Source organism: Mesorhizobium sp. B2-3-4 (genome assembly GCF_006442315.1).
Classification (GTDB): Bacteria; Pseudomonadota; Alphaproteobacteria; order Rhizobiales; family Rhizobiaceae; genus Mesorhizobium.
The window spans coordinates 18,288-41,387 of record NZ_VFVY01000010.1 but is presented as its reverse complement, the minus strand read 5'-3'; the positions used below and the strand labels follow the sequence as shown (position 1 = coordinate 41,387).

The following is a 23,100-nucleotide window of genomic DNA, read 5'->3' as shown; positions in this document are numbered from 1 at the left end:
CGAAATCGTGGAGGAACTGGTGGACGCATCTTCGATCCGTGACATTTTCGTCATAGGCGGTGGCATCAACGGCTGCGGCATTGCCCGCGACGCCGTCGGCCGCGGGTTTTCGGTTTTCCTGGCTGAGATGAATGATCTCGCCAGCGGGACATCGTCGGGCTCGACCAAGCTCATCCATGGCGGCCTGCGCTATCTCGAATTCTACGAGTTCCGCCTGGTGCGCGAGGCGCTGATGGAACGTGAGGTGCTGTGGCAGAACGCGCCGCACATCATCTGGCCGATGCGCTTCGTGCTGCCCTATGCCAAGGGTCTGCGCCCGGCCTGGCTGATCCGGCTCGGCCTGTTCCTCTACGATCACATTGGCGGCCGCAAATTGCTGCCGGCGACCAGGACGCTCGACATGACGCGCGATCCGGCCGGCAAGCCTCTGAAACCCTTGTTCAAAAAGGCCTTCGAATATTCCGATGGCTGGGTCAATGACGCGCGGCTGGTGGCGCTCAACGCGCGCGATGCCGCCGACCGCGGCGCAACCATCCGCACCCGTACCAAGGTGGTCGGCGCCCGCCGCGAAAACGGCCTCTGGACAATCAAGATCGAAGACGTGCGGACCGGCGAGACCGAGGAGGTCAAGGCGCGGCTGCTGGTCAATGCCGCCGGACCATGGGTCGACCATGTGCTGTCCGGCGTCGTCGGGCTCAACGACGTGCACAATGTGCGCCTGGTGCAGGGCAGCCATATCGTCATCGCCAAGAAATTCGACGACCCGCGCGCCTATTTCTTCCAGAACAGGGATGGCCGCATCATCTTCGCCATTCCCTACGAGGACGAGTTCACGCTGATCGGCACCACGGATCAGGATTATCCCGGCGATCCGCATGACGTGAAGATCAGCGAGACCGAGATCGATTATCTCTGCGCCGCGGCCAGCGAATATTTCGCGGTTCCCGTCAAGCGTTCGGACATCGTCTGGACCTATTCGGCCGTGCGCCCGCTCTATGATGACGGCGCTTCGAAGGCGCAGGAAGCAACCCGCGACTACGTGCTGAAGGCCGATGGCGGCGAGGGTGGGGCGCCGATCGTCAATGCCTTCGGCGGCAAGATCACCACCTATCGCCGGTTGTCCGAATCGATGCTGGAGAAGATCGAGGGTTTCCTTGGCAAGCGTGGCAAGCCGTGGACATCCAATGCGCCGCTGCCTGGCGGCGATTTTCCGGCCACCGGTTTCGATGCGCAGGTCGCCAAACTCAAGGGTGTCTACCCCTTCCTTGACCAGCGCCTGGCTCGCCGGCTGACGCGGCTTTACGGGACGCGCGCCCAGGTGCTGCTCGGTCTTGCCAAGTCGATCGGCGACCTAGGCCGCAATTTTGGTGGCGATCTCCACGAGGCCGAGGTGCGCTATCTCGCCGAACACGAATGGGCGGTCACGGCCGAAGACGTGCTGTGGCGGCGGACCAAGCGCGGCTTGCATCTCAGCCGCGAGCAGGTCGCGGCACTCGATGAATTCATGCGCGGCATCAGCCGCCAGCATGTCGCGGCCGCGGAATGAAGAGGGGCTCGAGCTGATGCGGAAAGCCTGGGAGGAGGCGTCATGCTGGAATTGAGGAACGTCACCAAGGCGGTCGGCGCGGTCGAGCACATCCGCGACGTATCGCTGACGCTGCAGCATGGATCGCTCAACGTCCTGCTCGGACCGACCCTTTCCGGCAAGACCAGCCTGATGCGGCTGATGGCGGGTCTCGACGTGCCGACCTCCGGTTCGGTCTGGTTCGACGGCCATGACGTCACCGGCACGCCGGTGCAGAAGCGCAAGATCGCCATGGTCTACCAGCAGTTCATCAACTATCCGGCGATGACCGTCTATGAGAACATCGCCTCGCCCTTGCGCGTGGCCGGTGTCGAGCAGGCCAAGATCGACAGCCAGGTGCGTGAAGCGGCGGCACTGCTCAAGCTGACGCCCTATCTCGACCGCACGCCGCTCAATCTGTCAGGCGGCCAGCAGCAGCGCACCGCGCTGGCGCGCGCCATCGTCAAGAATGCCAGCCTGGTGCTGCTCGACGAGCCGCTGGCCAATCTCGACTACAAATTGCGCGAGGAGTTGCGTGCCGAACTGCCGAGGATCTTCGCCGCCGCCGGCACCATCTTCGTCTACGCCACCACCGAACCGCACGAGGCGCTGCTGCTCGGCGGCAACACGGCGACACTGTCGGAAGGCCGCATCACCCAGTTCGGCCCGACCATCGACGTGTTCCGCAAGCCGGTCGACCTGGTGACGGCAAGGACCTTCGCCGATCCGCCTCTCAACACCATCGTGCTCGCCAAGAAGGGCCCGGACTTCCTGCTCGAAGGCGGCGTCAAGCTGCCGGTGCCGGCGGAGCTCGTCTCCATCGCCGATGGCAATTACACGATCGGCTTCCAGCCGCACCATTTGTCGCTCGAGCGGCCCAATGACTTGGCCGTGCCGGTGCGGGCCAAGGTCACTATCACCGAAATCACCGGGTCCGAGAGCTTCGTCCATCTCGATTTCGCGGATGCGCGTTGGGTCATGCTGACCCACGGCATCAGGGATTTCGAGACCGATCAGGTGGTCGATGTCTTCATCGATCCGCGTCACATCATGGTCTTCGACGAGCACGGCCGCGCCGTGACCGCGGCGAAGCTGGCGGCTTGAGGAGGGCGATATGGCACGCATCGACGTCAACCATGTCAGGCATTCCTACCTGCCGAACCCGCAGAAGGATGCCGATTTCGCGCTCAGGGAGGTGCACCACACATTCGAGGATGGCGGCGCCTATGCGCTGCTTGGGCCTTCCGGCTGCGGCAAGACCACGCTGCTCAACATCATTTCGGGGCTGCTGCATCCCTCTCACGGCCAGCTGCTGTTCAACGGCAGGGACGTCACCAATCTGTCGACGCAGGAACGCAACATCGCGCAGGTGTTCCAGTTCCCGGTCATCTACGACACCATGACCGTCTACGACAATCTGGCTTTTCCGCTGCGCAATCGCGGCGTGCCGGAGGCCGACGTCGACCGCAAGGTGCGCGAGACGCTCGACATGATCGACCTGGCGTCGTGGGCGAAGAAGAAGGCGAGGGGCCTGACCGCCGACCAGAAACAGAAGATATCGCTCGGCCGCGGGCTGGTCCGCTCCGACGTCAACGCCATCCTGTTCGACGAACCGCTGACGGTCATCGACCCGCACATGAAGTGGGTGCTGCGCTCGCAATTGAAGCAGCTTCACCGCCGCTTCGGCTACACCATGGTCTATGTCACGCACGACCAGACCGAGGCGCTGACCTTCGCCGATCAGGTGGTGGTCATGTATGATGGCGGCATCGTCCAGATCGGCACGCCGGCGGAATTGTTCGAGCGGCCCCGTCACACCTTCGTCGGCTATTTCATCGGCTCGCCCGGCATGAACGTCATGCCGGTGGCGATCGACGGCAAAACCGCGACGCTCGGCTCGCAACGCATCGAGTTGCCGGGCGCGCCCAAGGCTGGCAGCGGCGCGATCGAACTCGGCATTCGGCCTGAATATGTCCGGCTGGGCCGCGACGGCATGACCGTACAGGTCAGCAAAGTGGAGGATCTCGGCCGCCACAAGGTGGTGCGTGCCAAGCTCGAAGGCCGCGACATCGCAGCCGTCATCGGCGAGGACGAGGCTGTTCCGGCCGAGCCGAAGGTGCGGTTCGATCCGGCCGGCATCAACATCTATGCCGATTCCTGGCTGGTTGAGATGGCGCGCGTCGAGATGGGGGCCTAGATGGAAAAGACCTGGAATAACAAGGCCTGGTTCCTGGTGCTGCCAGTGCTGGTGCTGGTGGCGTTTTCGGCGGTCATTCCGCTGATGACCGTCGTCAACTATTCGGTGCAGGACACGTTCGGCAACAACGTCTTCTTCTGGGCCGGAACGGAATGGTTCGAGGAACTGCTGCATTCCGACCGCTTCTGGGAGGCGATGACCCGCAACCTGATCTTCTCCTTCATCATCCTGGCCATCGAGGTGCCGCTCGGCATCTTCATAGCGCTGAACATGCCGAAGAAGGGCTGGGGCGTGCCGGTCTGCCTGGTGCTGATGGCGCTGCCGCTGCTGATCCCGTGGAACGTCGTGGGCACCATCTGGCAGGTGTTCGGGCGCAACGACATCGGCCTGCTCGGCTACTACGTCAACGCGGTCGGCATCGACTACAACTATGTGCAGGACCCGTTCGACGCCTGGGTCACGATCATCGTCATGGATGTCTGGCACTGGACCAGCCTTGTCGTGCTGCTCTGCTATGCCGGGCTGGTCTCGATCCCCGACGCCTTCTACCAGGCGGCCAAGATCGACGGCGCCTCGCGCTGGGCTGTCTTCCGCTACATCCAGCTGCCGAAGATGCAGCGCGTGCTTCTGATCGCCGTGCTGCTGCGCTTCATGGACTCGTTCATGATCTACACCGAGCCCTTCGTCGTCACCGGCGGCGGACCGGGCAATTCGACGACCTTCCTGTCGATCGATCTCGTCAAGACGGCGCTCGGCCAGTTCGACCTTGGACCGGCGGCTGCAATGTCGCTGGTCTACTTCCTGATTGTCCTGTTGTTGTCGTGGGTGTTCTACACCGTGATGACCAATTACGACGCGGAGCGTTGAGATGGCCGGCGCCAATGAACGCACTGAGCGCAACGCCATGAACGGTACCGCCGCCTCGGGGGCGCTCGCCAGTTCGCTGTCGCACAGCGAGCTCGACAGGCGTATGCGGCGCCGAGGCGAGGAATCGCGCTGGTGGTGGATCGTGCCGACGCTCTACATCTTCGTGCTGTTGCTGCCGATCTACTGGCTCATCAACATGAGCTTCAAGACCAATGCCGAGATCGTCAACTCGCTGACGCTCTACCCGCATGCGCCGACGCTGCACAATTACTATACGATCTTCACGCAGTCGGCCTGGTATTCCGGTTACATCAACTCGATCACCTATGTGGTTATGAACATGGTGATTTCGGTATCGGTGGCGCTGCCGGCGGCTTACGCTTTCTCGCGCTATCGCTTCCTTGGCGACAAGCATCTGTTCTTTTGGCTGTTGACCAACCGCATGGCGCCGCCGGCGGTATTCGCCCTGCCGTTCTTCCAGCTTTACTCGGCATTCGGCCTCATCGACACGCACATAGCGGTGGCGCTGGCGCATTGCCTGTTCAACGTGCCGCTGGCGGTGTGGATTCTCGAAGGGTTCATGTCGGGCGTGCCGAAGGAAATCGACGAGACCGCCTATATCGACGGCTATTCGTTCCCGCGCTTCTTCATCAAGATCTTCATGCCATTGATCGCAAGCGGCATCGGCGTCGCCTGCTTCTTCTGCTTCATGTTCTCGTGGGTCGAACTCCTGATCGCGCGCACGCTGACCACGACGGACGCCAAACCGATCGCCGCGACCATGACCCGCACCGTTTCGGCGTCGGGCATGGACTGGGGGCTGCTCGCCGCCGCCGGCGTGCTGACGCTGATCCCCGGCGCGCTCGTAATCTGGTTCGTCAGAAACTACATCGCCAAGGGCTTCGCCCTGGGAAGGGTTTGATCCATGAACCTCGACTTCTCCTGGATGGCGTGGACCTGGCCGACGGCCGCCTTCTTCACCGTGATCGCGCTGCTCCTGTTCGGCATGGGCGTCTGGGAATATGCCTCGCCGGGCGGCAATCCGCGCGTCGGCGTGCTGCGCTTCGAGACGACGCGCGGCGACCGTCTCTTCGTTTCGCTGCTTGGCAGCGCCTTCATCCATCTCGCTTGGCTGGGTCTTGTCGGATCCAACCTCTGGTGGGCTCTCGCTCTCTCCGTGGTCTACGCCATCGGCGTGTTCCGCTACGTATAGAGGGGGAAACTGTTGGAGCGGCCGCGTGCCGGCGACCGCTCCAGATCGCACTTGAAACCTTAAACTGTGGAGGAAACTAATGCGACGGCAACTTCTAACATCAACCACCGCCCTCGTACTATTGCTTGGGGCGGGACATGCCTATGCTGGCATGGACGAGGCAAAAGCCTTTCTGGACAAGGAGATAGGTGACCTTTCGACCCTATCACGCGCCGATCAAGAAAAAGAGATGCAGTGGTTTATCGACGCCGCCAAGCCGTTTGCCGGCATGGAGATCAAGGTGGTCTCGGAAACCCTGACCACGCACCAGTACGAGTCCCAGACACTGGCACCGGCCTTTACCGCCATCACCGGCATCAAGGTCACGCATGACGTCATCCAGGAAGGCGACGTCGTCGAGAAAATCCAGACCCAGATGCAGACCGGGCAGAACCTCTATGACGGCTGGGTCAACGATTCCGACCTGATCGGCACCCATTGGCGCTACCAGCAGGTGCGCAACCTCACCGACTGGATGGCCAATGAAGGCAAGGACGTCACCAATCCGGGCCTCGACCTGAAGGACTTCATCGGTTCCTCCTTCACCACGGCGCCGGACAAGAAGCTCTACCAGCTTCCCGACCAGCAGTTCGCCAACCTCTACTGGTTCCGCTACGACTGGTTCAACGACGAGAAGAACAAGGCCGACTTCAAGGCCAAATACGGCTACGACCTCGGCGTTCCGGTCAACTGGTCGGCCTATGAGGACATCGCCGAGTTCTTCACCGGCCGCGATGTCGACGGCAAGAAGGTCTATGGCCACATGGACTACGGCAAGAAGGATCCGTCGCTCGGCTGGCGCTTCACCGACGCCTGGCTGTCGATGGCCGGCAATGGCGACAAGGGCATCCCGAACGGCCTGCCGGTCGACGAATGGGGCATCAAGGTCAATGAAAAGTCGCAGCCGGTCGGCTCCTGCACGGCGCGCGGCGGCGATACCAATGGCCCGGCGGCGGTCTATTCGATCCAGAAATACCTCGACTGGCTGAAGGCCTATGCTCCGCAGGAAGCGCAGGGCATGACTTTCTCTGAATCGGGTCCGGTGCCGGCGCAGGGCAACATCGCCCAGCAGATCTTCTGGTACACTGCCTTTACCGCCGACATGGTCAAGCCCGGCCTGCCGGTCATGAACGACGACGGCACGCCGAAGTGGCGCATGGCCCCGTCGCCGCATGGCGTCTACTGGAAGGACGGCATGAAGCTCGGCTACCAGGACGTCGGTTCCTGGACGCTGATGAAGTCGACGCCCGAGGACCGCGCCAAGGCGGCCTGGCTCTACGCGCAGTTCGTCACCTCGAAGACGGTCGACGTGAAGAAGAGCCATGTCGGCCTCACCTTCATCCGCGACTCCACCATCCACGACAAGAGCTTCACCGACCGTGCGCCGAAGCTTGGCGGCCTGATCGAGTTCTACCGCTCGCCGGCTCGCGTGCAGTGGTCGCCGACGGGCACCAACGTGCCTGACTATCCGAAGCTCGCACAGCTCTGGTGGCAGGCGATCGGCGACGCTTCTTCCGGCGCCAAGTCGGCACAGGAGGCCATGGATTCGCTGTGCGCCGAGCAAGAGAAGGTTATGGGCCGCATCGAGAAGTCCGGTGTCCAGGGCGACATCGGGCCGAAGCTGGCGGAAGAGCATGATCTCGCCTACTGGAACGCCGACGCGGTCAAGGCCGGCAATCTCGCTCCGCAGCTGAAGATCGAGAACGAGAAGGAAAAGCCGCAGACCATCAACTACGACGAACTGGTCAAGAGCTGGCAGAAGTAAGACTGTCTATGCGGGCGCTCGCGCCCGTGTGAAATTGAGGGAGACGGCGCGCTGCCGTCTCCCTCTTTGTATCAAGGCGGAGGAAGGGAATGAGCGGTTTTGTGCTGGCGATCGACCAGGGCACGACATCGACCCGGGCGATCCTGTTTGACGGCCGGATGAAGGTGGTCGGCAGCGGGCAGAAGGAATTCACCCAGCGCTATCCGGCCTCGGGCTGGGTCGAACACGACCCGGAAGAAATCTGGGCAAGCGTCGTGGCGACAGTGAAGGCAGCTCTGAAAAAAGCCGGCCGCACCGCCTCCGAAATCGCTGCCATCGGCATCACCAACCAGCGCGAAACCGTCGTCATCTGGGACAAGGCGACCGGCAAGCCGATCCACAACGCCATTGTCTGGCAGGATCGCCGCACCGCGCCGCTGTGCCAGAAGCTGAAGAAGCTGGGGCTGGAAAAGAAATTCACGCGCAAGACCGGCCTGCTGCTTGATCCCTATTTCTCGGGCACCAAGATCGCCTGGATGCTGGACAAGGTGAAGGGGGCCAGGAAGCGCGCCGAAAAAGGCGAATTGCTCGCCGGGACCATAGACAGTTTCCTGATCTGGCGACTGACGGGCGGCAAGGTGCATGCCACGGACGCCACCAACGCCTCGCGTACGCTGGTCTATAACATCGCCGAGAATAGTTGGGACGACGAGTTGCTGTCCATCCTGCGCATTCCGGCGGTGATGCTGCCTGAAGTGAAGGATTGTGCCGATGACTATGGAACGACGGAGAAAAATCTGTTCGGCGCCGAGGTCAGGATTCTCGGCGTGGCCGGCGACCAGCATGCCGCGACCATCGGCCAGGCCTGTTTTGAGCCGGGGATGATGAAGTCGACATACGGCACCGGCTGTTTTGCGCTGCTCAACACCGGCACCGATCTGGTGCGTTCGAAGAACCGGCTTCTGACGACCATCGCCTATCGATTGAACGGCAAGACTACGTACGCGCTGGAGGGCTCGATCTTCATTGCGGGCGCCGCCGTGCAATGGCTCCGCGACGGCATCAAGGTGATCGGCAAGGCCGAGCAGAGCGGCAAGCTGGCCGCTGAAGCCGATCCGACGCAGAACGTCTATCTGGTGCCGGCCTTCGTCGGCCTCGGCGCGCCGCACTGGGACGCCGAGGCGAGGGGGGCGATTTTCGGCCTGACCCGCAATTCCGGCCCGGCGGAGTTCGCGCGTGCTGCTCTGGAATCCGTCGCCTATCAAACCCGCGATCTGCTCGATGCCATGCGCAAGGACTGGAAGGGCGCCTCGGCGAAGACCGTGCTGAGAGTCGATGGCGGCATGGTGGCGTCGGATTGGACCATGCAGCGACTTGCCGACATTCTGGACGCACCGGTCGACCGCCCGACCATTCTTGAGACGACCGCGCTGGGTGCGGCCTGGCTCGCCGGTTCGAAAGCGGGCGTATGGCCAAAGGCGAAGGAATTCGCCAAGAGCTGGGCGTTGGAGCGGCGTTTCAAGCCGGAGATGGACAGCTCGACACGGTCGATCAAGCTCGCAGGCTGGCGCGACGCTGTGCGCAGGACGTTGAGCGTGCAATAATCAAATTATCAAGGTTCGGGGGGGAAGAGCGAAATGAGGCCGGACTGGTATAATGCTTGGCGCGACGAAGCCATCAGGCAGCTGAACGTCAAGAATGACCGCTTGGAGAAAGACTTTCGGGTCGGTCACTGGTCTCGCTACGACTATGACGTAGACACGAGACGGCTTCTGTTTTCCGAAGACGGAGAAATTAAAGTGACGGCGGAGGTCCAGATTGCCGGCTATACGAGCGCCAAGTCACAGGGTGGTTCTGGGCTTGGGTAAATGCAAATTGGCCAGACGACGTCATGATCGACGCAAAGTTGGTCCGGTCCTTCGGCGAGACGAACAACATCGATGAACTGGCCCAGTCTTATGTGTTGGATGAAGACAATGACCCCGAAGTGCTTGGTTGGGAACTGACCGCCGTGGCGGTCCGACTTTGCAACGCCCTTGGAGCGTATCGCTCGCCGGATGGAGGCGGCAATGCTCGTTATTATATCGTCAAGACCATCGGATGGCCAAGCTGAGGCTGGCTAGCCAATCATGCTCGATGAATCGTTGAGCATACCCGAGCCAGATTCTGTCTCGGGTATGCTCTAAGTTACCTGTGCTCAATCAATAGGGCGAACGGCACTCCTGGCGCGGCCCATTGTAGGGCTGGAAGGTGTTGTCCGACGCACGGTAGCTCTTGTATCGATCGTAGCACCACTGGACGTGCGAATTGCCTTCATAGACACGATTGTTCCCACTGTTGACGATCGCGCCGGTGATCAGCGCGCCAGTCGCGAAAGCGGCCAGCGGGAACCAATAGTCGCCGTGGCGGCGATAGCCGCGATGGTATTCGCGATAGCCGCGATGACCGTTCCAGTAGCTTCCGCCATCATAGTTTCGCGCAAAATTACGGTTGCCGAAGTGGCGATTGCCGAAGTTGCGATTGAAGTGGCGATTGCCATGGCGCCACTCATTGCCACGAGACTCGACATTCACGATGTCCGACGAATTGGCCGACGCTTGTGGCACGAACATCTGGGCCGCATTGGCCGGCATGGCGGCCGCCGCCGCGAACGAAACTGACAGGGTGGCCGCCAGTATACCCGTTGTGATCTTGTTCATGGTCTTCTCCTTGGAAAGGGTGATTGACGTCCCTTGTGGCGAGGTAACGAGCGATCATGCCTATGGTTCCTCATGAACCACCAAGTTACTGATTTGTAACGTCTCCACCCTGTCAGGAATCTCGATCGGAGGACGAAACATCATTTCGTCAGATGCGAACCTCCCTTGATCGATGTGGTTTGTCAGGCACGGCGGCAGGCTTGAAAAGTCTGGAATGCCGGCACGTTTTCCGGTTGACCGGCGGAAGCACTCTCCCTATGTTCCGCGCAATTTCGAGGGCGGCCCTTTCAAGCCCGCGGGAGCGCGTAGCTCAGCCGGTAGAGCAACTGACTTTTAATCAGTAGGTCATGGGTTCGAATCCCATCGCGCTCACCACATCGCGACAAACTGCCAAAACAGCGTTGAGATGATGCCTCTGAGCCGTTAAACTCAGTGGTTAAAACTGCTCCTGAGTGGAAATGAAATGGATCGAGACACGTTTGCGTTCTGCGTTTCGGAGCATAAGAAAGAATTTATAACGAACCCCGAATTACGAAAACTTGCCGAGCACACCTCTGGAGGCTTGCTTTATGATCCCCCTCTTTCAGTTGATAGTCTAATATCGATAGTTGAGAAAAAGATCTCTGATAATAAATCCTTCTCCCTTGTCAGGATAGGAAATGGCGAGGGAAATGCTTTTGGCATGACTAAGCCATTAACGCATAAATCTATATATGAGACATTCTGCGCGGAATTCGGTAGTCAGAATTATCATATTATTGATGAGGTATCTGGAATTAATTTTTGCAAAAAAATTATAGATGCCCTTGATGACGCTGATATGATTGGCGTGAGATGCTTTCGTTTTGATGAAAATGAATTCATTGACCGATCCATCGCCAACGGAGACACATATGCCGCGTTAGGTCTGATATACTCCCGTGAATATTTTGTTGGAAGATTGCGAGCAAAGGCATTGTGTCAAAAAATAATAACGTCAGCGTGGATTCATCTGGACATTATCAGCCGGCTCGACGACCTGCTTGCGCTCGGCAAAAGCACAATCATCATCACCGGGCGAAGTGAGCTGCGCGAAGGATTTGCGAGTCGGTTAGGAGGTCGACTTAGTGCATTCATCGACGTACCAGTTCAGGGCTATAGGCCTGATGACTTCGAACAAACACACTACGCGACGAGATTCAATGAGGTTTGTAACCAGCTCTCGACAGACTTGTCTGGTTGCGTGGTTTTGGTAGGCGCGGGATTATTTGGCAAGATATACTGCCATGTTGCAAAGCAGCATGGGGCCATCGCAATCGATCTCGGAAGCATGTTTGATGCACTGTGCGGTCTGCATACGAGGCCGGTGTTCGCGTACTATGATTTTGATAAATATAAATGGCTTTGATAGTCGGTGAGTATTTTATTATTTTCGCATGAATATTATATGGAGGCGGAAATAGGCAGGGGGATGCTCCCGGACCCTTTGGGATTGCGCTATCGGCAGCGGTAACACTGAAGCCGTGTTAATGATGAGCCGGTTGTTTTCGCTGTGGCCGGGTGAGCGGCTCTCCCGCAGCGGCAAACCGTACCGGCCGGCTTGAAGAGCGGCCCCGATATCATTACGCCGGAACTGGCGCCGACGCTGTTGCGCTCACCATTGTCGAATTGTCTGCCAGGCGCATCCCGTTGTCCAGGAAGCCTGACGGCGTAAGACAGCCGGCATTCAGCCGTTCTATGACAAATGCACGTTCAGGACGGCGGCTTTCTTGGCGATCAAGCCTTCCAGATCCGCGTCGGATCGCTTGGTGCCGGTCCGTTCGCGCAGCAGCGAAATCACCGCGCTCATTGACATCTGCGCAGTCTGGGGACGCAGGGCAGTCTGGCCGCCGAGAATCGTATCCACCGCCCTGGCAACGTCCGGGGTCTCCGTCGGTGCTCGCATGGTCGCCTCCTTTCTGTTCAGGTCGGCCTCGGCGCTGTCGGCCGGTCCTCGCACGCCACGGTCGAAGATGACGGCGAGACCGTTCTTGACGGCGAGGGCGGCGACCATGTCGTCGAGGTCGTGATCGGAAAGCGCTGGCTCCGAAGGGCCGGGTTTCAGGGTTCTGCGGATCACTCGCGCGGCCTGGTCCGTCGACACAAAGCCAAAGCGGTGTTTTCTGGCCTCGACATATTGTTCGATGATCATGCTCAGACGCCGGGCCGCAACGTCCTTCGGTTCTTGCAATGGAATCTCCTCGCGCCGTCGTCAGTGCGAATGGCGGCAGCAGAGGAAATAGGGCGGCCTGATGGAACATCAAACCGGGGGGCATCGACCTTTTCGCCGCATCCGCCAATAAGGCAGGAACGATCCCGCCGCTGATGCATTCTCGCTCCATGACCAGCTTGTTGAGGGAATGCCGGGCGATGAAAATTGCCCATGTCGCGCCGCTTTACGAATCCGTGCCGCCCCGGCTCTATGGCGGAACCGAGCGTATCATCTCCTACCTTACCGAAGCCCTGGTCGGCCTTGGTCACGAAGTGACCTTGTTCGCCAGCGGTGATGCCAAGACCTCCGCCAGCCTCGTGCCTTGCCGCGAACGCGCGCTTCGTCTCGACCCTCGGCCGCTGAAGTCCGAGATCGCGGCGCATTTGTCTATGCTCGACGAGGTCAGGAAGCGGGCCGACGATTTCGACCTCATTCATTTCCATCTCAGCCATTTCCTGCATTTCCCGTTTTTCCAGCACATGCCGCTGCGGACGGTGACGACGCCGCATGGCAGGCTGGACTACGCGGACCTCGCACAGGCCTACGACCGGTTCCCGCGCTTTCCCCTGATTTCCATATCCCGCAGCCAGCGGGCGCGGTTTGCCTCGGCGAACTGGCTGGCAACGATCCATCACGGGCTGCCGACAGAGCTCTATGAACCCGATTTCGAGACGGACGCGGATCACGGCTATCTTGCTTTCCTCGGCAGGATGTCGCGCGACAAGCGACCGGACCGGGCGATCGAAATCGCGCGCCGCACCGGCCTGAAACTCAAGCTCGCCGCCAAGATCGGCGATGGCGATCGCGCCTATTTCGAGGAAGTCGTCGAGCCGATGATCGATGGCGAACAGGTCGAATATGTCGGCGAAATCAACGAACAACAAAAGGCATCGTTTCTGGGAAACGCCGCCGCGCTGCTTTTCCCGATCGACTGGCCCGAGCCGTTCGGCCTTGCCGTGATCGAGGCCATGGCCTGCGGGACACCCGTCATGGCCTGGAGTTGCGGCGCCATGCCGGAGATCATCGAGCACGGCGTGACCGGTTTCGTCGTCGAAACCATGGAGGATGCGGTTGCCTCGATCCCGGCGCTGCTGCAACTCGACAGGCGCGGGGTTCGGGCGGTTTTCGAGCGGCGCTTTTCAGCGCGCAGAATGGCTCAGGATTACGTCGCCGCCTATTCTGAACTGGTCGACAGCGACGGCCACGTCAAAGCCTCGTAGCAGAGCTGCCTTGCGCAATAACAGGGACATGCCCATTGACCATCAGCCCACTTGATGAACGCAAACTCGACCCGGCCATTGCGCTGGCGTCGCTCGACGACACCGCTCCAAGGGAGCCGCACCGGCTTTTCGCCCTCAAGCACGGCGACTGCTTTGCTGTCGCCGACGGCTATGGCGACATACGTGGCGTGGGGGACGGTTTCTTCCGCGACGACACGCGTGTGCTGTCCGAATTCCGCCTGACCGTGGGCGGGCGCTCCACCTCATTGCTCGGCGCCTCGCTCAGCCAGGACAACGTCCTGTTCACGAGCAATCTGACCAATCTGCCGATCGAGAGCGCCGCCGGCCGCCAGATTCCGCAAGGTGCCATTCATATCGAGCGCGTCAGGCTTTTGTGGCAGGAAAGGCTCTATGAACGCATAACGCTCTCCAACTACAGCCGGGAGCATTCGACCATCCTCTTGTCGCTGCGCTTCGGGGTGGATTTCCGCGACATGTTCGAGGTGAGGGGCTCGACACGCCCCAGGCGCGGAATTGCCCATACGGCCGAGATTGACCGCAACGCGGTCGTGCTGCGTTACGAAGGCCTGGACAAGGTGGTGCGCACGTCGGCGATATCGTTTTCGCAGACGCCCGATCAATTGACCGCCGAGCGGGCGGATTTCTCCGTGGCGATCACCAAGCGCAGCAGCCAGACGCTTTATGTGGAAGTGGGCGGCGAAACGACCGACCGCCCCGAAAGCAGCCGGTTTCGAGCCGCTGCCGCCCGCGCCCGTTTCGGCATGCGCGCCAAGCGCCGGCATGGCGCGACGCTGCACAGTTCGGGCCGCGTCTTCAACGATTGGATGGAGCGTGCCCGCGCCGATGTCGCGTTGCTTACGACGGAACTGGCAACCGGTCCTTACCCCTATGCCGGCATTCCCTGGTTCTCCACGGCCTTTGGCCGGGATGGCGTGATTTCGGCCTTGCAGATGCTTTGGCTCAATCCCGGCCTGGCGCGAGGCGTTCTAGCGTTTCTCGCCCAGCACCAGGCAACCGAGACCTCTCCCTTCAGCGATTCCGAACCCGGCAAGATCATGCACGAGACGCGCAAGGGCGAAATGGCGGCGCTCAGCGAGTTGCCGTTCGGGCGCTACTATGGCGGTGTCGATACGACGCCGCTCTATATCCACCTCGCCTGCGCCTATGCGGACCGCACGGGAGACACGGCTTTCATCGATGGCCTGTGGCCGTCGCTGTGCGCCGCCGCCGAATGGATCGAAACAGCGAGCCGGTCCACGGGATTCCTCACCTACCAGCGCGCCGCCGAGTCCGGTCTTGCCAACCAGGGATGGAAGGACAGTTTCGATTCCGTCTTCCATGCCGACGGCCGCATTCCGAAGGGGCCGATCGCGCTGGTCGAGGTGCAGGGCTATGTCTTTGCCGCGTTCCAGGGATTGGCGAAACTGGCACGGCTGCGCGGCGAGACTGAACGGGCAGAAGGTTGGGAATTGCGCGCCGATACCATTCGCCAGCAGGTGGAACACCGCTTCTGGGTCGAGGAGCTTGGTTACTACGCGCTGGCGATCGATGGCGACGGGAAGCCGTGCAAGGTGCGCACGTCCAATGCCGGTCATTTGCTCTATGTCGGCCTTCCCGAACCGGATCGTGCACGCATGGTCGCCGACCAGCTTTTGTCGGCTTCGTTCCAGTCGGGCTGGGGGCTGAGAACGCTGGCGGACGACGCGATCTTCTTCAATCCGATGTCCTATCACAATGGGTCCATCTGGCCGCACGACACCGCGATCTGCGCCGCCGGGCTGGCGCGATACGGCATTCGCGACAGCGTGGTGCGGCTGATGAGCGGAACCTTCGAATCCGCGGTTCATTTCAACATGCGGTTGCCCGAATTGTTCTGCGGGTTCACGCGTGCGGCCGGCGAAGCGCCGATCGCCTATCCGGTGGCCTGCCTGCCGCAGGCCTGGTCGGCCGGCTCCGCCTTCATGCTGATGCAAGCCTGTCTCGGCCTCCAGATCGACGGCTGGACGAACGAGATTCACGTGACCCGGCCGCGCCTGCCTATCGGTATCGACAATCTCGTCTTACGCCATCTCTCGGTGGGACATGTGGCGGTGGATCTGACGTTTCAGCGCGTCGGGGATCGTGTCGGTGCCTTCCTGGCGGATGCGCATGAGGGGCTCGTGCCGCTCGTGGTCAGGAGTTGAAAAGTCGGAACCATCGAGCGTGGGACGCGTTGGACCATCACGCCATGGGTGCCGGAGGTTCGGTCGGTGGGCCTGCCGCGCTATCCCATTGAAAGGTAATCAATTCCAAAATGCCCGACAACAGTTCGTACCTGGTCGTTCCCTCGGCCGCGTTGTGGTTTATCCTCGTCGTAGCCCTTGGTATCTCATGCATGGCGCTCGCGGTAATGCTGTCGCGGGCATATCGGGGCAGAACCGCGATGCCGGCCAGTGCCGAACCGCAACCCGCTCGCGGTCCGTTGCCGGAGTTTGAAAAGAACGGGCAGTCCGCGACGGCCGCGCTTGTTCAATGGTCGCCGGAAACGTTGCGTCACATATTGGCCAACGAACTTCCCGACGCGCAGGTGATCGTGGTTTCGAATCGCGAACCCTACATCCACAACCGCAAGGGCGACGATATTCAACTGGTCGTGCCGGCCAGCGGGCTGGTCTCCGCGCTTGAGCCGATTACGCGTGCCTGCGCGGGCACATGGATCGCCTATGGCGGCGGTTCGGCCGATGACCTGGTGGTCGACGAGAACGGCCGCGTCGAGGTGCCTCCGGAAAATCCGTCCTACACGTTGCGCCGCGTCTGGCTGAGCGAGGAAGAACAGCAGGGCTATTATCTCGGCTTTGCCAATGAAGGGCTCTGGCCACTGTGCCACATAGCCTTTACCCGGCCGATTTTTCGCGCCTCGGACTGGGAAGCTTACGAGGCGGTCAATCGGAAATTCGCCGACACCGTCGTCGCCGAGGCCCGCAACGAGCGGCCGATCGTGCTGGTCCAGGACTATCATTTCGCGCTGTTGCCGCGGATGATCCGCGAGCGCCTGCCGGAAGCGATCATCATCACCTTCTGGCATATTCCGTGGCCGAATTCCGAGGTGTTCAGCATCTGCCCATGGCGCGAGAGGATTCTGGAGGGATTGCTGGGCAGTTCAATCGTCGGCTTCCACACCCAGTTCCACTGCAACAATTTCATCGACAGCGTCGACCGCTTCCTGGAGAGCAGGATCGAGCGCGAGGACTCCGCCATCTCCTATGGCGGCCAGATCAGCCTTGTCCACGCTTATCCGATTTCAATCGAATGGGAGCCGCCGCATCTGAGCAAGCTGCCAGCCGTTGCCGAATGCCGTCGACTTGTTCGCGAGAAATTCGGCCTGTCGGAAAACGTCAAGCTGTGCGTGGGCGTCGAACGCCTCGACTACACCAAGGGTATCGTCGATCGCCTCAATGCACTGGACGAACTGCTGCAACTGCATCCGGAATGGATCGGCAAGGTTTCGTTCCTGCAGGTAGCCGCCCCCAGTCGCGGCACCTTGCCTGCCTATCAGCAATTGTACGAGGAGTGCCTTTCCCACGCCGAGGATATCAACCGCCGCCACGGGCGTGAAGGCTATACCCCCGTCGTGCTGGTGACAGAGCACCACTCGCAAGCGCAGGTCTATGAGATCTATCGGGCCGCCGACGTCTGCATGGTCACCAGCCTTCACGATGGCATGAACCTGGTTGCAAAGGAGTTTGTCGCGGCGCGCGAGGACGAACAAGGCGTGCTGCTGCTCAGCATGTTCGCCGGCGCGTCGAAAGAGCTGCTCGAGGCGCTGATCGTCAATCCCTACGACGCGGCGATGATGGGCGACGCCTTGCTGCAGGCGCTGACCATGTCGGCGGAAGAACAACGTCAGCGCATGCGGCGCATGCGCGAGGTCGTGCGTGAAAACAATGTCTATCGATGGGCCGGCAGCATGCTGTTCGATGCGGCGCGCCTGCGCAAACGCGACGCGGTCGATCGCGCGGTCAGCGCCGCCCCGGCGGCTCCGGGCAATGTCATATCGCTGCTCGACCGCAAACGGGTGGCGGCGCTGTGATGTCGACATTGTCAAACTTGCCCGAGCCCCAGACCCCGCAAGCGCCTTGGGCGTTGTTCCTGGACATTGACGGCACGCTTCTCGAACATGCGGCACATCCCGATGCGGTGGTCGTCGGCGACGAGTTGCGCACCCTGTTGGCGGGGCTGGACCTTCAATTGGACGGAGCTCTGGCATTCATCACGGGACGCTCGATCGCGGCCGTTGACCATCTCTTCCAGCCTCTCAGGCTGCGCGCTGCCGGGCTCTATGGTCTTGAGCACAGGCTCACACGCGATGGTCGGGTCGAGGCGGCGGACGAGCCGGCCGACATCGCCGCGCTTGCCGGGGAAATCGAAGCGGAACTGGCCAGTGCCGACGTCTATATCGAGCGCAAGGGTCCGATCCTGGCCATCCATACGCGTGCGGCGCCCCATTTGCTCAAGCGCGCGACGCAACTCGTCGAACAGGCGCTGAGCAGGTTGCCCACGGGGTATCGGGTGCTGGCCGGCAATGCCGGCGTCGAACTGATGCCGCTGGACGCCGTTAAGGGTGCGGCCATACGCCGTTTCATGCAGCAACCGGCTTTCGCAGGCCGCAGACCGGTTTTCCTGGGAGACGATACTTCGGATGAAAACGGTTTTGACGCCGTCAATGAGATGGAGGGCGTCTCGATCCGCATCAAACCGCGCGGGCCGACCACGGCGCGCCATGCGCTTGCCGGCGTTGGCGAAGTCTTGGCGTGGCTGGGTACGGTGAGCGAGCGCAATGGGGCCGGGCCGGCAGCTTTGGTCCCCCGATGAAGCGAAGGAGCCGGCGATGACCCAATTCACCAGCCTCGTCCAGGAGATCATGCCCAGTTGGCTGTGCCGGCGGTCGGTCCATGATTCCAATGAGAGTGAGCCGGACTTGGCATCGTTACGCCCGCGGGACGCAGACGATATCTGGCGCCAGATTGTCGAAAAGAACCTGTTTGGCGCCAACACGCAGGACTATGCGCAGACCGGGGATAAAATGGCCAGCCGCCACTGATGGCGGGTCAGCCTTCCCCGAAAACCAGCGAAACATTGCCGGCGGGGTGACGCTCGAGGCGGCCGGCCAGATCCAGTTCCAGCAACACCATGAAGACCTGGGCCGGGTGCAGTCCGGTGTGGCGGATGATCTCGTCGATCGGCACCGGCGTCGGGCCGAGCGCCTCGATCACCCTGGCTCGGTCGCTCTCGCCTGGCGGCGGTGTGGCCGAAAAATCAGGAGGATCCTCAAACGGCGGAAGATCCGGCGCCCGCATGCCGGTCAGCGGAAGGATGGCCCTGGAAATGTCGGAAGCTTCGGTGACCAGCGTGGCGCCGTCCTTGAGGAGCCCATTGGTGCCGGCGGCGCGCGGATCGAGCGGGGAGCCGGGCACGGCAAAGACCAGCCGTCCCATCTCGCCGGCAAGCCTGGCGCTGATCAGCGAGCCTGAGCGCTGCGCTGCCTCCACCACCACCAATCCGAGGGCTGCGCCCGCGACAAGGCGGTTGCGGCGCGGGAAATCCTGGGCACGCGGTTGCCAGCCGAATGGCATTTCGGAGATGACTGCGCCGCGTTCGGCAATCTCGTCGCAGAGGCCGGCATTTTCGGGCGGATAGGGCAGGTCGAGGCCGCCGGCGAGAACGCCTACCGTGCCGGTCAGGAGACTGCCCCGATGCGCTGCCGTGTCGATGCCGCGTGCCAGGCCGGAAATGATGCCGTAACCTTCACCGCCAAGTTCCGTCGCCAGCATGCGCGCCATCTTGATGCCGGCGAGCGATGCGTTGCGGGCGCCGACGATCGCGACCCCCGGCAAGCGGAACACCGCGGCATTGCCCCTGAGCGCCAGCAGCGGCGGCGGATTGTCCATGCTGCGCAACAGCGGTGGGTAATCCGCCTCGCCAATGCCGACAAAACGCGCGCCAAGCCGTCGGGCGGCCTCCATCTCGGCCTCTGCTTCGGCAAGGGACGGGATGCGCACGATCCGGTTGGCGCCGCCGGAAATCATCAGCTCCGGCAGCATTTCCAGCGCGACCTCGGCCGAGCCGAAGCGGTTGATCAAGTCACGGAAGGAGGCAGGTCCGACATTCTGGGTGCGGATCAGCCGCAGCCAGCTCAGCCGCTGGCGATCGCTGAGACGCGGCCCGGCGGCCGGTTCGCTCGCCGCGGCGGCGTGTTCGCTCACCCCTTGGCTCCGATTTTGCCTTCCGTACCGGCCATCAGCCGCGAAATATTGGCCCTATGCTTGATGAAGACGATGATGCTCATCACCACGAACAGCACCGCGATCTGCGGCGTGCTCATGAAATAGAGGGCAATCGGGACAATGACGGCCGCCGTCAGCGCCGCCAGCGAGGAGAAGCGAAACACAAAAGCCATCACCAGCCAGACGACGGCGAAGATCAGCGCCACCTGCCAGGCGAGGCCGATCAGCACACCGAGATAGGTCGCGACGCCCTTGCCTCCTTTGAACCCCAGCCATGCCGGGAACAAATGGCCAAGAAAGGCGCCGAGGCCGGCCCAGACCGCAGTTTCAGGCGCGAAATGGCCTGCTATCAGCACGGCTGCCGTGCCTTTCAGCGCATCGAGCAGCAGTGTCGCGGCGGCAAGCCCCTTGTTGCCGGTACGCAGCACATTGGTGGCGCCGATATTGCCGGAGCCGATTTTGCGCACGTCGCCAAGGCCAGCCGCGCGGGTGAGCAGCAGGCCGAACGGAATTGAACCCAGGAGATAGCCGAACACCAGCGCCAGGATCAGGCCATAAGTCATTGTTTCCCCCGCATTTCCCCTGACCATGCTTTATGTCGCATGGTTATGCCTATGCCGGCTCAGGCGGAAAACACTCTGCGGCCCGCCACCAGCGTTTGCAAGACCTTGCCCTGCAGCCGCGCGCCTTCGAAGCAGGTGTTTTTCGAACGCGAGCGAATGCCGCTTTCGCTGACGATCCAGGGTTCGTCGAGATCGACAAGCGCGAGATCGGCCACCGCCCCCGGCTTCAGCGTGCCGCCAGGCAATCCAAACAGCCTCGCCGGAGCCGTGGACAGGGTTTCGATCAGCCTGGGCAAAGGCACGTCGCCATTATGGTAGAGCCGCAAGGCCGCGCCCAGCAAGGTTTCGAGACCGATCGCACCGGCCGCGGAATCGGCGAAAGGCAGGCGCTTGGTATCGACATCCTGCGGGTCGTGCGAGGAGACGATGACATCGATGGTTCCGTCCTTCACGGCTTCGATCATCGCCAGCCGGTCTTCCTCGGCGCGCAGCGGCGGCGTCAGGCGGAAGAAGGTGCGGTATTCTCCGACGTCGTTTTCGTTGAGCGACAGATTGTGGATCGAGACGCCCGACGTCACCGCCGCGCCGTCGGCCTTCGCGCGCGCCACGGCGCTTGTCGCCATGGCGGTCGAGATTTTCGCCGCGTGATAGGAGCCGCGCGTCAGCCGCGCCAGCGCGAGGTCACGCTCGAGCGGAATGGATTCGGCTTCGCGCGGAATACCGGAAAGGCCAAGCCAACTGGCGTACAGGCCTTCATTCATCACGCCCGACGATCCAAGGTCGGCATCCTGCGTCTCATGGACGATGGTGGCGCCGAAATCGCGCGCATAGGTCAGGGCGCGACGCATCACCAGGGCGCTGGCTATGGTGTGCCGGCCATCGGTGAAGGCGACCGCACCTGCCTCGCGCAGCAGACCGAACTCCGTCATCTCGCGCCCGTGGAGGCCCTTGGTGATGGCGGCGGCCGGAAAAATGTTGACGACAGCCGTGTCCTTGGCGGTGCGCAGCACGAACTCGACAAGCGCCACATTGTCGATCACCGGATCGGTGTCGGGCATCATGACGATCGACGTCACCCCGCCGGCCGCCGCGGCGATGCTGGCCGAAGCGATGGTCTCGCGATGCTCGCCGCCCGGCTCGCCGATAAAGACGCGGCCATCGATCAGACCTGGCACGACCGCCTTGCCGGCGCAGTCGATTGCCGTGGCCCCGTCGGGGACGCCCTGGTTCAGCGCCGCCTTGCCGGCGGCAACGATTTTCTTGCCATCGACGATGACGGAGCCGACTTCGTCGATGCCGCGCGAAGGGTCGACGATGCGGGCGCGTTCGAAGACCGTGATGCTCATGCGCCGCGACCCTCTTGATTACGACGCGGATCCAGCAGCGCTTCCATCACCGCCATGCGCACGGCGACGCCCATTTCCACCTGTTCCTGGATGACGCTTTGCGGCCCGTCGGCGATTTCGGAGGCGATCTCGACGCCCCGGTTCATCGGGCCGGGATGCATCACCAGCGCATCGTCCTTGGCCGCCTTCAGCTTCTCGGCATCGAGGCCGAAATAGCGGAAATATTCGCGAACCGACGGCACGAAGGCGCCTTCCATGCGCTCGCGCTGCAGGCGCAGCATCATCACCACATCCGCGTCCTTCAGGCCTTCCGCCATCGTGCGGCAGACGATCACGCCCATCCTGTCGATGCCCGAAGGCAAAAGCGTCGAGGGCGCGACGACCCGTATTTGTGCGCCGAGCGCATTGAGCAGCATGATGTTGGAGCGCGCCACGCGCGAATGCAGGATATCGCCGCAGATCGCCACGATCAGCTTCGACAGCGGACCCTTGGCACGGCGGATGGTGAGCGCGTCGAGCAGCGCCTGTGTGGGATGTTCGTGCGCGCCGTCGCCGGCATTGACGACCGAGCAGCCGACCTTCTGCGCCAGCAGGGCTGCCGCTCCCGCCGACTGATGCCGGATAATCAAGATATCGGGCCGCATGGCGTTGAGCGTCATGGCCGTATCGATGAGCGTCTCGCCCTTCTTTACCGATGAACTCGCCACCGACATGTTCATGACATCGGCGCCGAGCCGCTTTCCGGCCAGCTCGAACGAGGATTGCGTGCGGGTCGAGGCTTCGTAGAAGAGGTTGATCTGCGTGCGTCCGCGCAGCGTCGAGGTTTTTTTCTCGGACTGCCGCGAGATCGCGACCGCCCGGTCCGCCCGGTCGAGCAACAGCTCGATGTCGGCAGGCGAAAGGTCGCTGATGCCCAGAAGATGGCGGTGAGGGTAGAGTGGCAGGGACGAAGCGTCGGTCATCTCAAGGGGCTGCTATAGGGTGCGGATTTTGCGCCCGCAAGCGCCTGCTTTGGATTGGGGCCGTTCTCCTCATTTTTTTCGTGGAGACAGTCGATCAAATCGGCCGGTATTTTGATCGCGCGCGCGGCAACGCTTGGCTATATCTAGCCGACGGCCTCGGATTCGTGGCTTT

At 61.8% G+C, this 23,100-nt stretch carries 21 protein-coding genes and 1 tRNA gene; 16 read left to right on the top strand and 6 right to left on the bottom strand.

What is annotated here, in order from left to right; all coding sequences use genetic code 11:
• Positions 1–19: 19 nt before the first annotated feature.
• The 9 genes from glpD (at position 20) to FJ967_RS33740 (ending at position 9,737) form a co-directional block, all read left to right on the top strand.
• Positions 20–1,546, top strand: coding sequence for a glycerol-3-phosphate dehydrogenase (glpD, locus tag FJ967_RS16610; RefSeq protein ID WP_140732905.1), 1,527 nt, complete (start codon positions 20–22; stop codon positions 1,544–1,546).
• Positions 1,547–1,588: 42 nt separating this feature from the next.
• Entirely contained in the window at positions 1,589–2,668 is a 1,080-nt protein-coding gene (locus tag FJ967_RS16605; protein ID WP_140732904.1) for an ABC transporter ATP-binding protein, read from the top strand.
• 10 nt (positions 2,669–2,678) lie between these two features.
• Positions 2,679–3,761 carry an ABC transporter ATP-binding protein gene (locus FJ967_RS16600; RefSeq protein WP_140732903.1) on the top strand — a complete coding sequence of 361 codons (1,083 nt, stop codon included), beginning with the start codon at positions 2,679–2,681 and terminating at the stop codon, positions 3,759–3,761.
• Complete coding sequence (locus tag FJ967_RS16595; protein WP_140732902.1) at positions 3,762–4,628, top strand: sugar ABC transporter permease; 867 nt, start codon at positions 3,762–3,764, stop codon at positions 4,626–4,628.
• A 1-nt stretch (position 4,629) separates the two neighbouring features.
• Entirely contained in the window at positions 4,630–5,550 is a 921-nt protein-coding gene (locus tag FJ967_RS16590; RefSeq protein ID WP_140732901.1) for a carbohydrate ABC transporter permease, read from the top strand.
• A gap of 3 nt (positions 5,551–5,553) precedes the next feature.
• The gene (locus tag FJ967_RS16585) at positions 5,554–5,841 is read left to right on the top strand and encodes a DUF2160 domain-containing protein (protein WP_140732900.1); all 288 of its coding nucleotides are present in this window, start codon (positions 5,554–5,556) and stop codon (positions 5,839–5,841) included.
• A 79-nt stretch (positions 5,842–5,920) separates the two neighbouring features.
• Entirely contained in the window at positions 5,921–7,645 is a 1,725-nt protein-coding gene (locus FJ967_RS16580; RefSeq protein WP_140732899.1) for an ABC transporter substrate-binding protein, read from the top strand.
• Positions 7,646–7,734: 89 nt separating this feature from the next.
• Entirely contained in the window at positions 7,735–9,228 is a 1,494-nt protein-coding gene (gene glpK / locus FJ967_RS16575) for a glycerol kinase GlpK (protein WP_140732898.1), read from the top strand.
• A 287-nt stretch (positions 9,229–9,515) separates the two neighbouring features.
• Entirely contained in the window at positions 9,516–9,737 is a 222-nt protein-coding gene (locus tag FJ967_RS33740) for a DUF6882 domain-containing protein (protein ID WP_246675290.1), read from the top strand.
• An 88-nt stretch (positions 9,738–9,825) separates the two neighbouring features.
• Here the strand turns inward: FJ967_RS33740 and FJ967_RS16565 are convergent, their stop codons facing one another.
• Positions 9,826–10,323, bottom strand: coding sequence for a BA14K family protein (locus tag FJ967_RS16565; RefSeq protein WP_140732897.1), 498 nt, complete (start codon positions 10,321–10,323; stop codon positions 9,826–9,828).
• Positions 10,324–10,622: 299 nt separating this feature from the next.
• Here FJ967_RS16565 and FJ967_RS16560 point away from each other — a divergent pair.
• Together FJ967_RS16560 and FJ967_RS16555 are read left to right on the top strand one after the other, a co-directional pair.
• Positions 10,623–10,698 (top strand) — tRNA-Lys (locus tag FJ967_RS16560).
• A gap of 88 nt (positions 10,699–10,786) precedes the next feature.
• Positions 10,787–11,710, top strand: a complete 924-nt coding sequence (locus FJ967_RS16555; RefSeq protein WP_140732896.1) for a hypothetical protein — start codon at positions 10,787–10,789, stop codon at positions 11,708–11,710.
• Positions 11,711–12,037: 327 nt separating this feature from the next.
• Here the strand turns inward: FJ967_RS16555 and FJ967_RS16550 are convergent, their stop codons facing one another.
• Positions 12,038–12,532 carry a hypothetical protein gene (locus FJ967_RS16550; protein ID WP_140732895.1) on the bottom strand — a complete coding sequence of 165 codons (495 nt, stop codon included), beginning with the start codon at positions 12,530–12,532 and terminating at the stop codon, positions 12,038–12,040.
• 179 nt (positions 12,533–12,711) lie between these two features.
• On the opposite strand from FJ967_RS16550, the gene FJ967_RS16545 reads away from it, so the two are divergent.
• From FJ967_RS16545 to FJ967_RS16525, 5 genes are all read left to right on the top strand, one after another.
• The gene (locus tag FJ967_RS16545) at positions 12,712–13,773 is read left to right on the top strand and encodes a glycosyltransferase family 4 protein (protein ID WP_140732894.1); all 1,062 of its coding nucleotides are present in this window, start codon (positions 12,712–12,714) and stop codon (positions 13,771–13,773) included.
• A 41-nt stretch (positions 13,774–13,814) separates the two neighbouring features.
• Entirely contained in the window at positions 13,815–15,977 is a 2,163-nt protein-coding gene (locus tag FJ967_RS16540) for an amylo-alpha-1,6-glucosidase (protein WP_140733064.1), read from the top strand.
• A 110-nt stretch (positions 15,978–16,087) separates the two neighbouring features.
• A complete protein-coding gene (locus FJ967_RS16535) occupies positions 16,088–17,863 on the top strand; it encodes a trehalose-6-phosphate synthase (RefSeq protein ID WP_140732893.1) in 1,776 nt (591 codons plus the stop codon).
• On the top strand, positions 17,863–18,645 hold the full coding sequence (gene otsB, locus FJ967_RS16530; RefSeq protein ID WP_140733063.1) for a trehalose-phosphatase: 783 nt from the start codon (positions 17,863–17,865) through the stop codon (positions 18,643–18,645). Before FJ967_RS16535 ends, otsB begins: the two co-directional genes overlap by 1 nt.
• Before the next feature lie 16 nt (positions 18,646–18,661).
• The gene (locus FJ967_RS16525; RefSeq protein ID WP_140732892.1) at positions 18,662–18,874 is read left to right on the top strand and encodes a hypothetical protein; all 213 of its coding nucleotides are present in this window, start codon (positions 18,662–18,664) and stop codon (positions 18,872–18,874) included.
• Positions 18,875–18,881: 7 nt separating this feature from the next.
• Here the strand turns inward: FJ967_RS16525 and dprA are convergent, their stop codons facing one another.
• Genes dprA through FJ967_RS16505 form a run of 4 tightly spaced genes read right to left on the bottom strand, consistent with a single transcriptional unit; the run spans position 18,882 to position 22,928 of the window.
• Complete coding sequence (dprA, locus tag FJ967_RS16520; protein WP_140732891.1) at positions 18,882–20,036, bottom strand: DNA-processing protein DprA; 1,155 nt, start codon at positions 20,034–20,036, stop codon at positions 18,882–18,884.
• Positions 20,033–20,620, bottom strand: coding sequence for a glycerol-3-phosphate 1-O-acyltransferase PlsY (gene plsY / locus FJ967_RS16515; RefSeq protein WP_140732890.1), 588 nt, complete (start codon positions 20,618–20,620; stop codon positions 20,033–20,035). The genes dprA and plsY overlap by 4 nt, the downstream gene beginning before the upstream one ends.
• A 59-nt stretch (positions 20,621–20,679) precedes the next feature.
• The gene (locus FJ967_RS16510) at positions 20,680–21,966 is read right to left on the bottom strand and encodes a dihydroorotase (RefSeq protein ID WP_140732889.1); all 1,287 of its coding nucleotides are present in this window, start codon (positions 21,964–21,966) and stop codon (positions 20,680–20,682) included.
• Entirely contained in the window at positions 21,963–22,928 is a 966-nt protein-coding gene (locus FJ967_RS16505) for an aspartate carbamoyltransferase catalytic subunit (protein ID WP_140732888.1), read from the bottom strand. The genes FJ967_RS16510 and FJ967_RS16505 overlap by 4 nt, the downstream gene beginning before the upstream one ends.
• Positions 22,929–23,100: the final 172 nt, after the last annotated feature.

What these genes read in the sequence shown, in the direction of transcription:
- plsY (WP_140732890.1), bottom strand. Translation starts at nt 20,620, where the DNA reads ATGACTTATGGCCTGATCCTGGCGCTGGTGTTCGGCTATCTCCTGGGT.
- FJ967_RS16595 (WP_140732902.1), top strand. Translation starts at nt 3,762, where the DNA reads ATGGAAAAGACCTGGAATAACAAGGCCTGGTTCCTGGTGCTGCCAGTG.
- otsB (WP_140733063.1), top strand. Translation starts at nt 17,863, where the DNA reads ATGTCGACATTGTCAAACTTGCCCGAGCCCCAGACCCCGCAAGCGCCT.
- FJ967_RS16555 (WP_140732896.1), top strand. Translation starts at nt 10,787, where the DNA reads ATGGATCGAGACACGTTTGCGTTCTGCGTTTCGGAGCATAAGAAAGAA.
- FJ967_RS33740 (WP_246675290.1), top strand. Translation starts at nt 9,516, where the DNA reads ATGATCGACGCAAAGTTGGTCCGGTCCTTCGGCGAGACGAACAACATC.
- FJ967_RS16510 (WP_140732889.1), bottom strand. Translation starts at nt 21,966, where the DNA reads ATGAGCATCACGGTCTTCGAACGCGCCCGCATCGTCGACCCTTCGCGC.
- FJ967_RS16545 (WP_140732894.1), top strand. Translation starts at nt 12,712, where the DNA reads ATGAAAATTGCCCATGTCGCGCCGCTTTACGAATCCGTGCCGCCCCGG.
- FJ967_RS16590 (WP_140732901.1), top strand. Translation starts at nt 4,630, where the DNA reads ATGGCCGGCGCCAATGAACGCACTGAGCGCAACGCCATGAACGGTACC.
- FJ967_RS16580 (WP_140732899.1), top strand. Translation starts at nt 5,921, where the DNA reads ATGCGACGGCAACTTCTAACATCAACCACCGCCCTCGTACTATTGCTT.
- glpK (WP_140732898.1), top strand. Translation starts at nt 7,735, where the DNA reads ATGAGCGGTTTTGTGCTGGCGATCGACCAGGGCACGACATCGACCCGG.
- FJ967_RS16525 (WP_140732892.1), top strand. Translation starts at nt 18,662, where the DNA reads ATGACCCAATTCACCAGCCTCGTCCAGGAGATCATGCCCAGTTGGCTG.
- FJ967_RS16605 (WP_140732904.1), top strand. Translation starts at nt 1,589, where the DNA reads ATGCTGGAATTGAGGAACGTCACCAAGGCGGTCGGCGCGGTCGAGCAC.
- FJ967_RS16535 (WP_140732893.1), top strand. Translation starts at nt 16,088, where the DNA reads ATGCCCGACAACAGTTCGTACCTGGTCGTTCCCTCGGCCGCGTTGTGG.
- FJ967_RS16585 (WP_140732900.1), top strand. Translation starts at nt 5,554, where the DNA reads ATGAACCTCGACTTCTCCTGGATGGCGTGGACCTGGCCGACGGCCGCC.
- FJ967_RS16505 (WP_140732888.1), bottom strand. Translation starts at nt 22,928, where the DNA reads ATGACCGACGCTTCGTCCCTGCCACTCTACCCTCACCGCCATCTTCTG.
- FJ967_RS16600 (WP_140732903.1), top strand. Translation starts at nt 2,679, where the DNA reads ATGGCACGCATCGACGTCAACCATGTCAGGCATTCCTACCTGCCGAAC.
- FJ967_RS16565 (WP_140732897.1), bottom strand. Translation starts at nt 10,323, where the DNA reads ATGAACAAGATCACAACGGGTATACTGGCGGCCACCCTGTCAGTTTCG.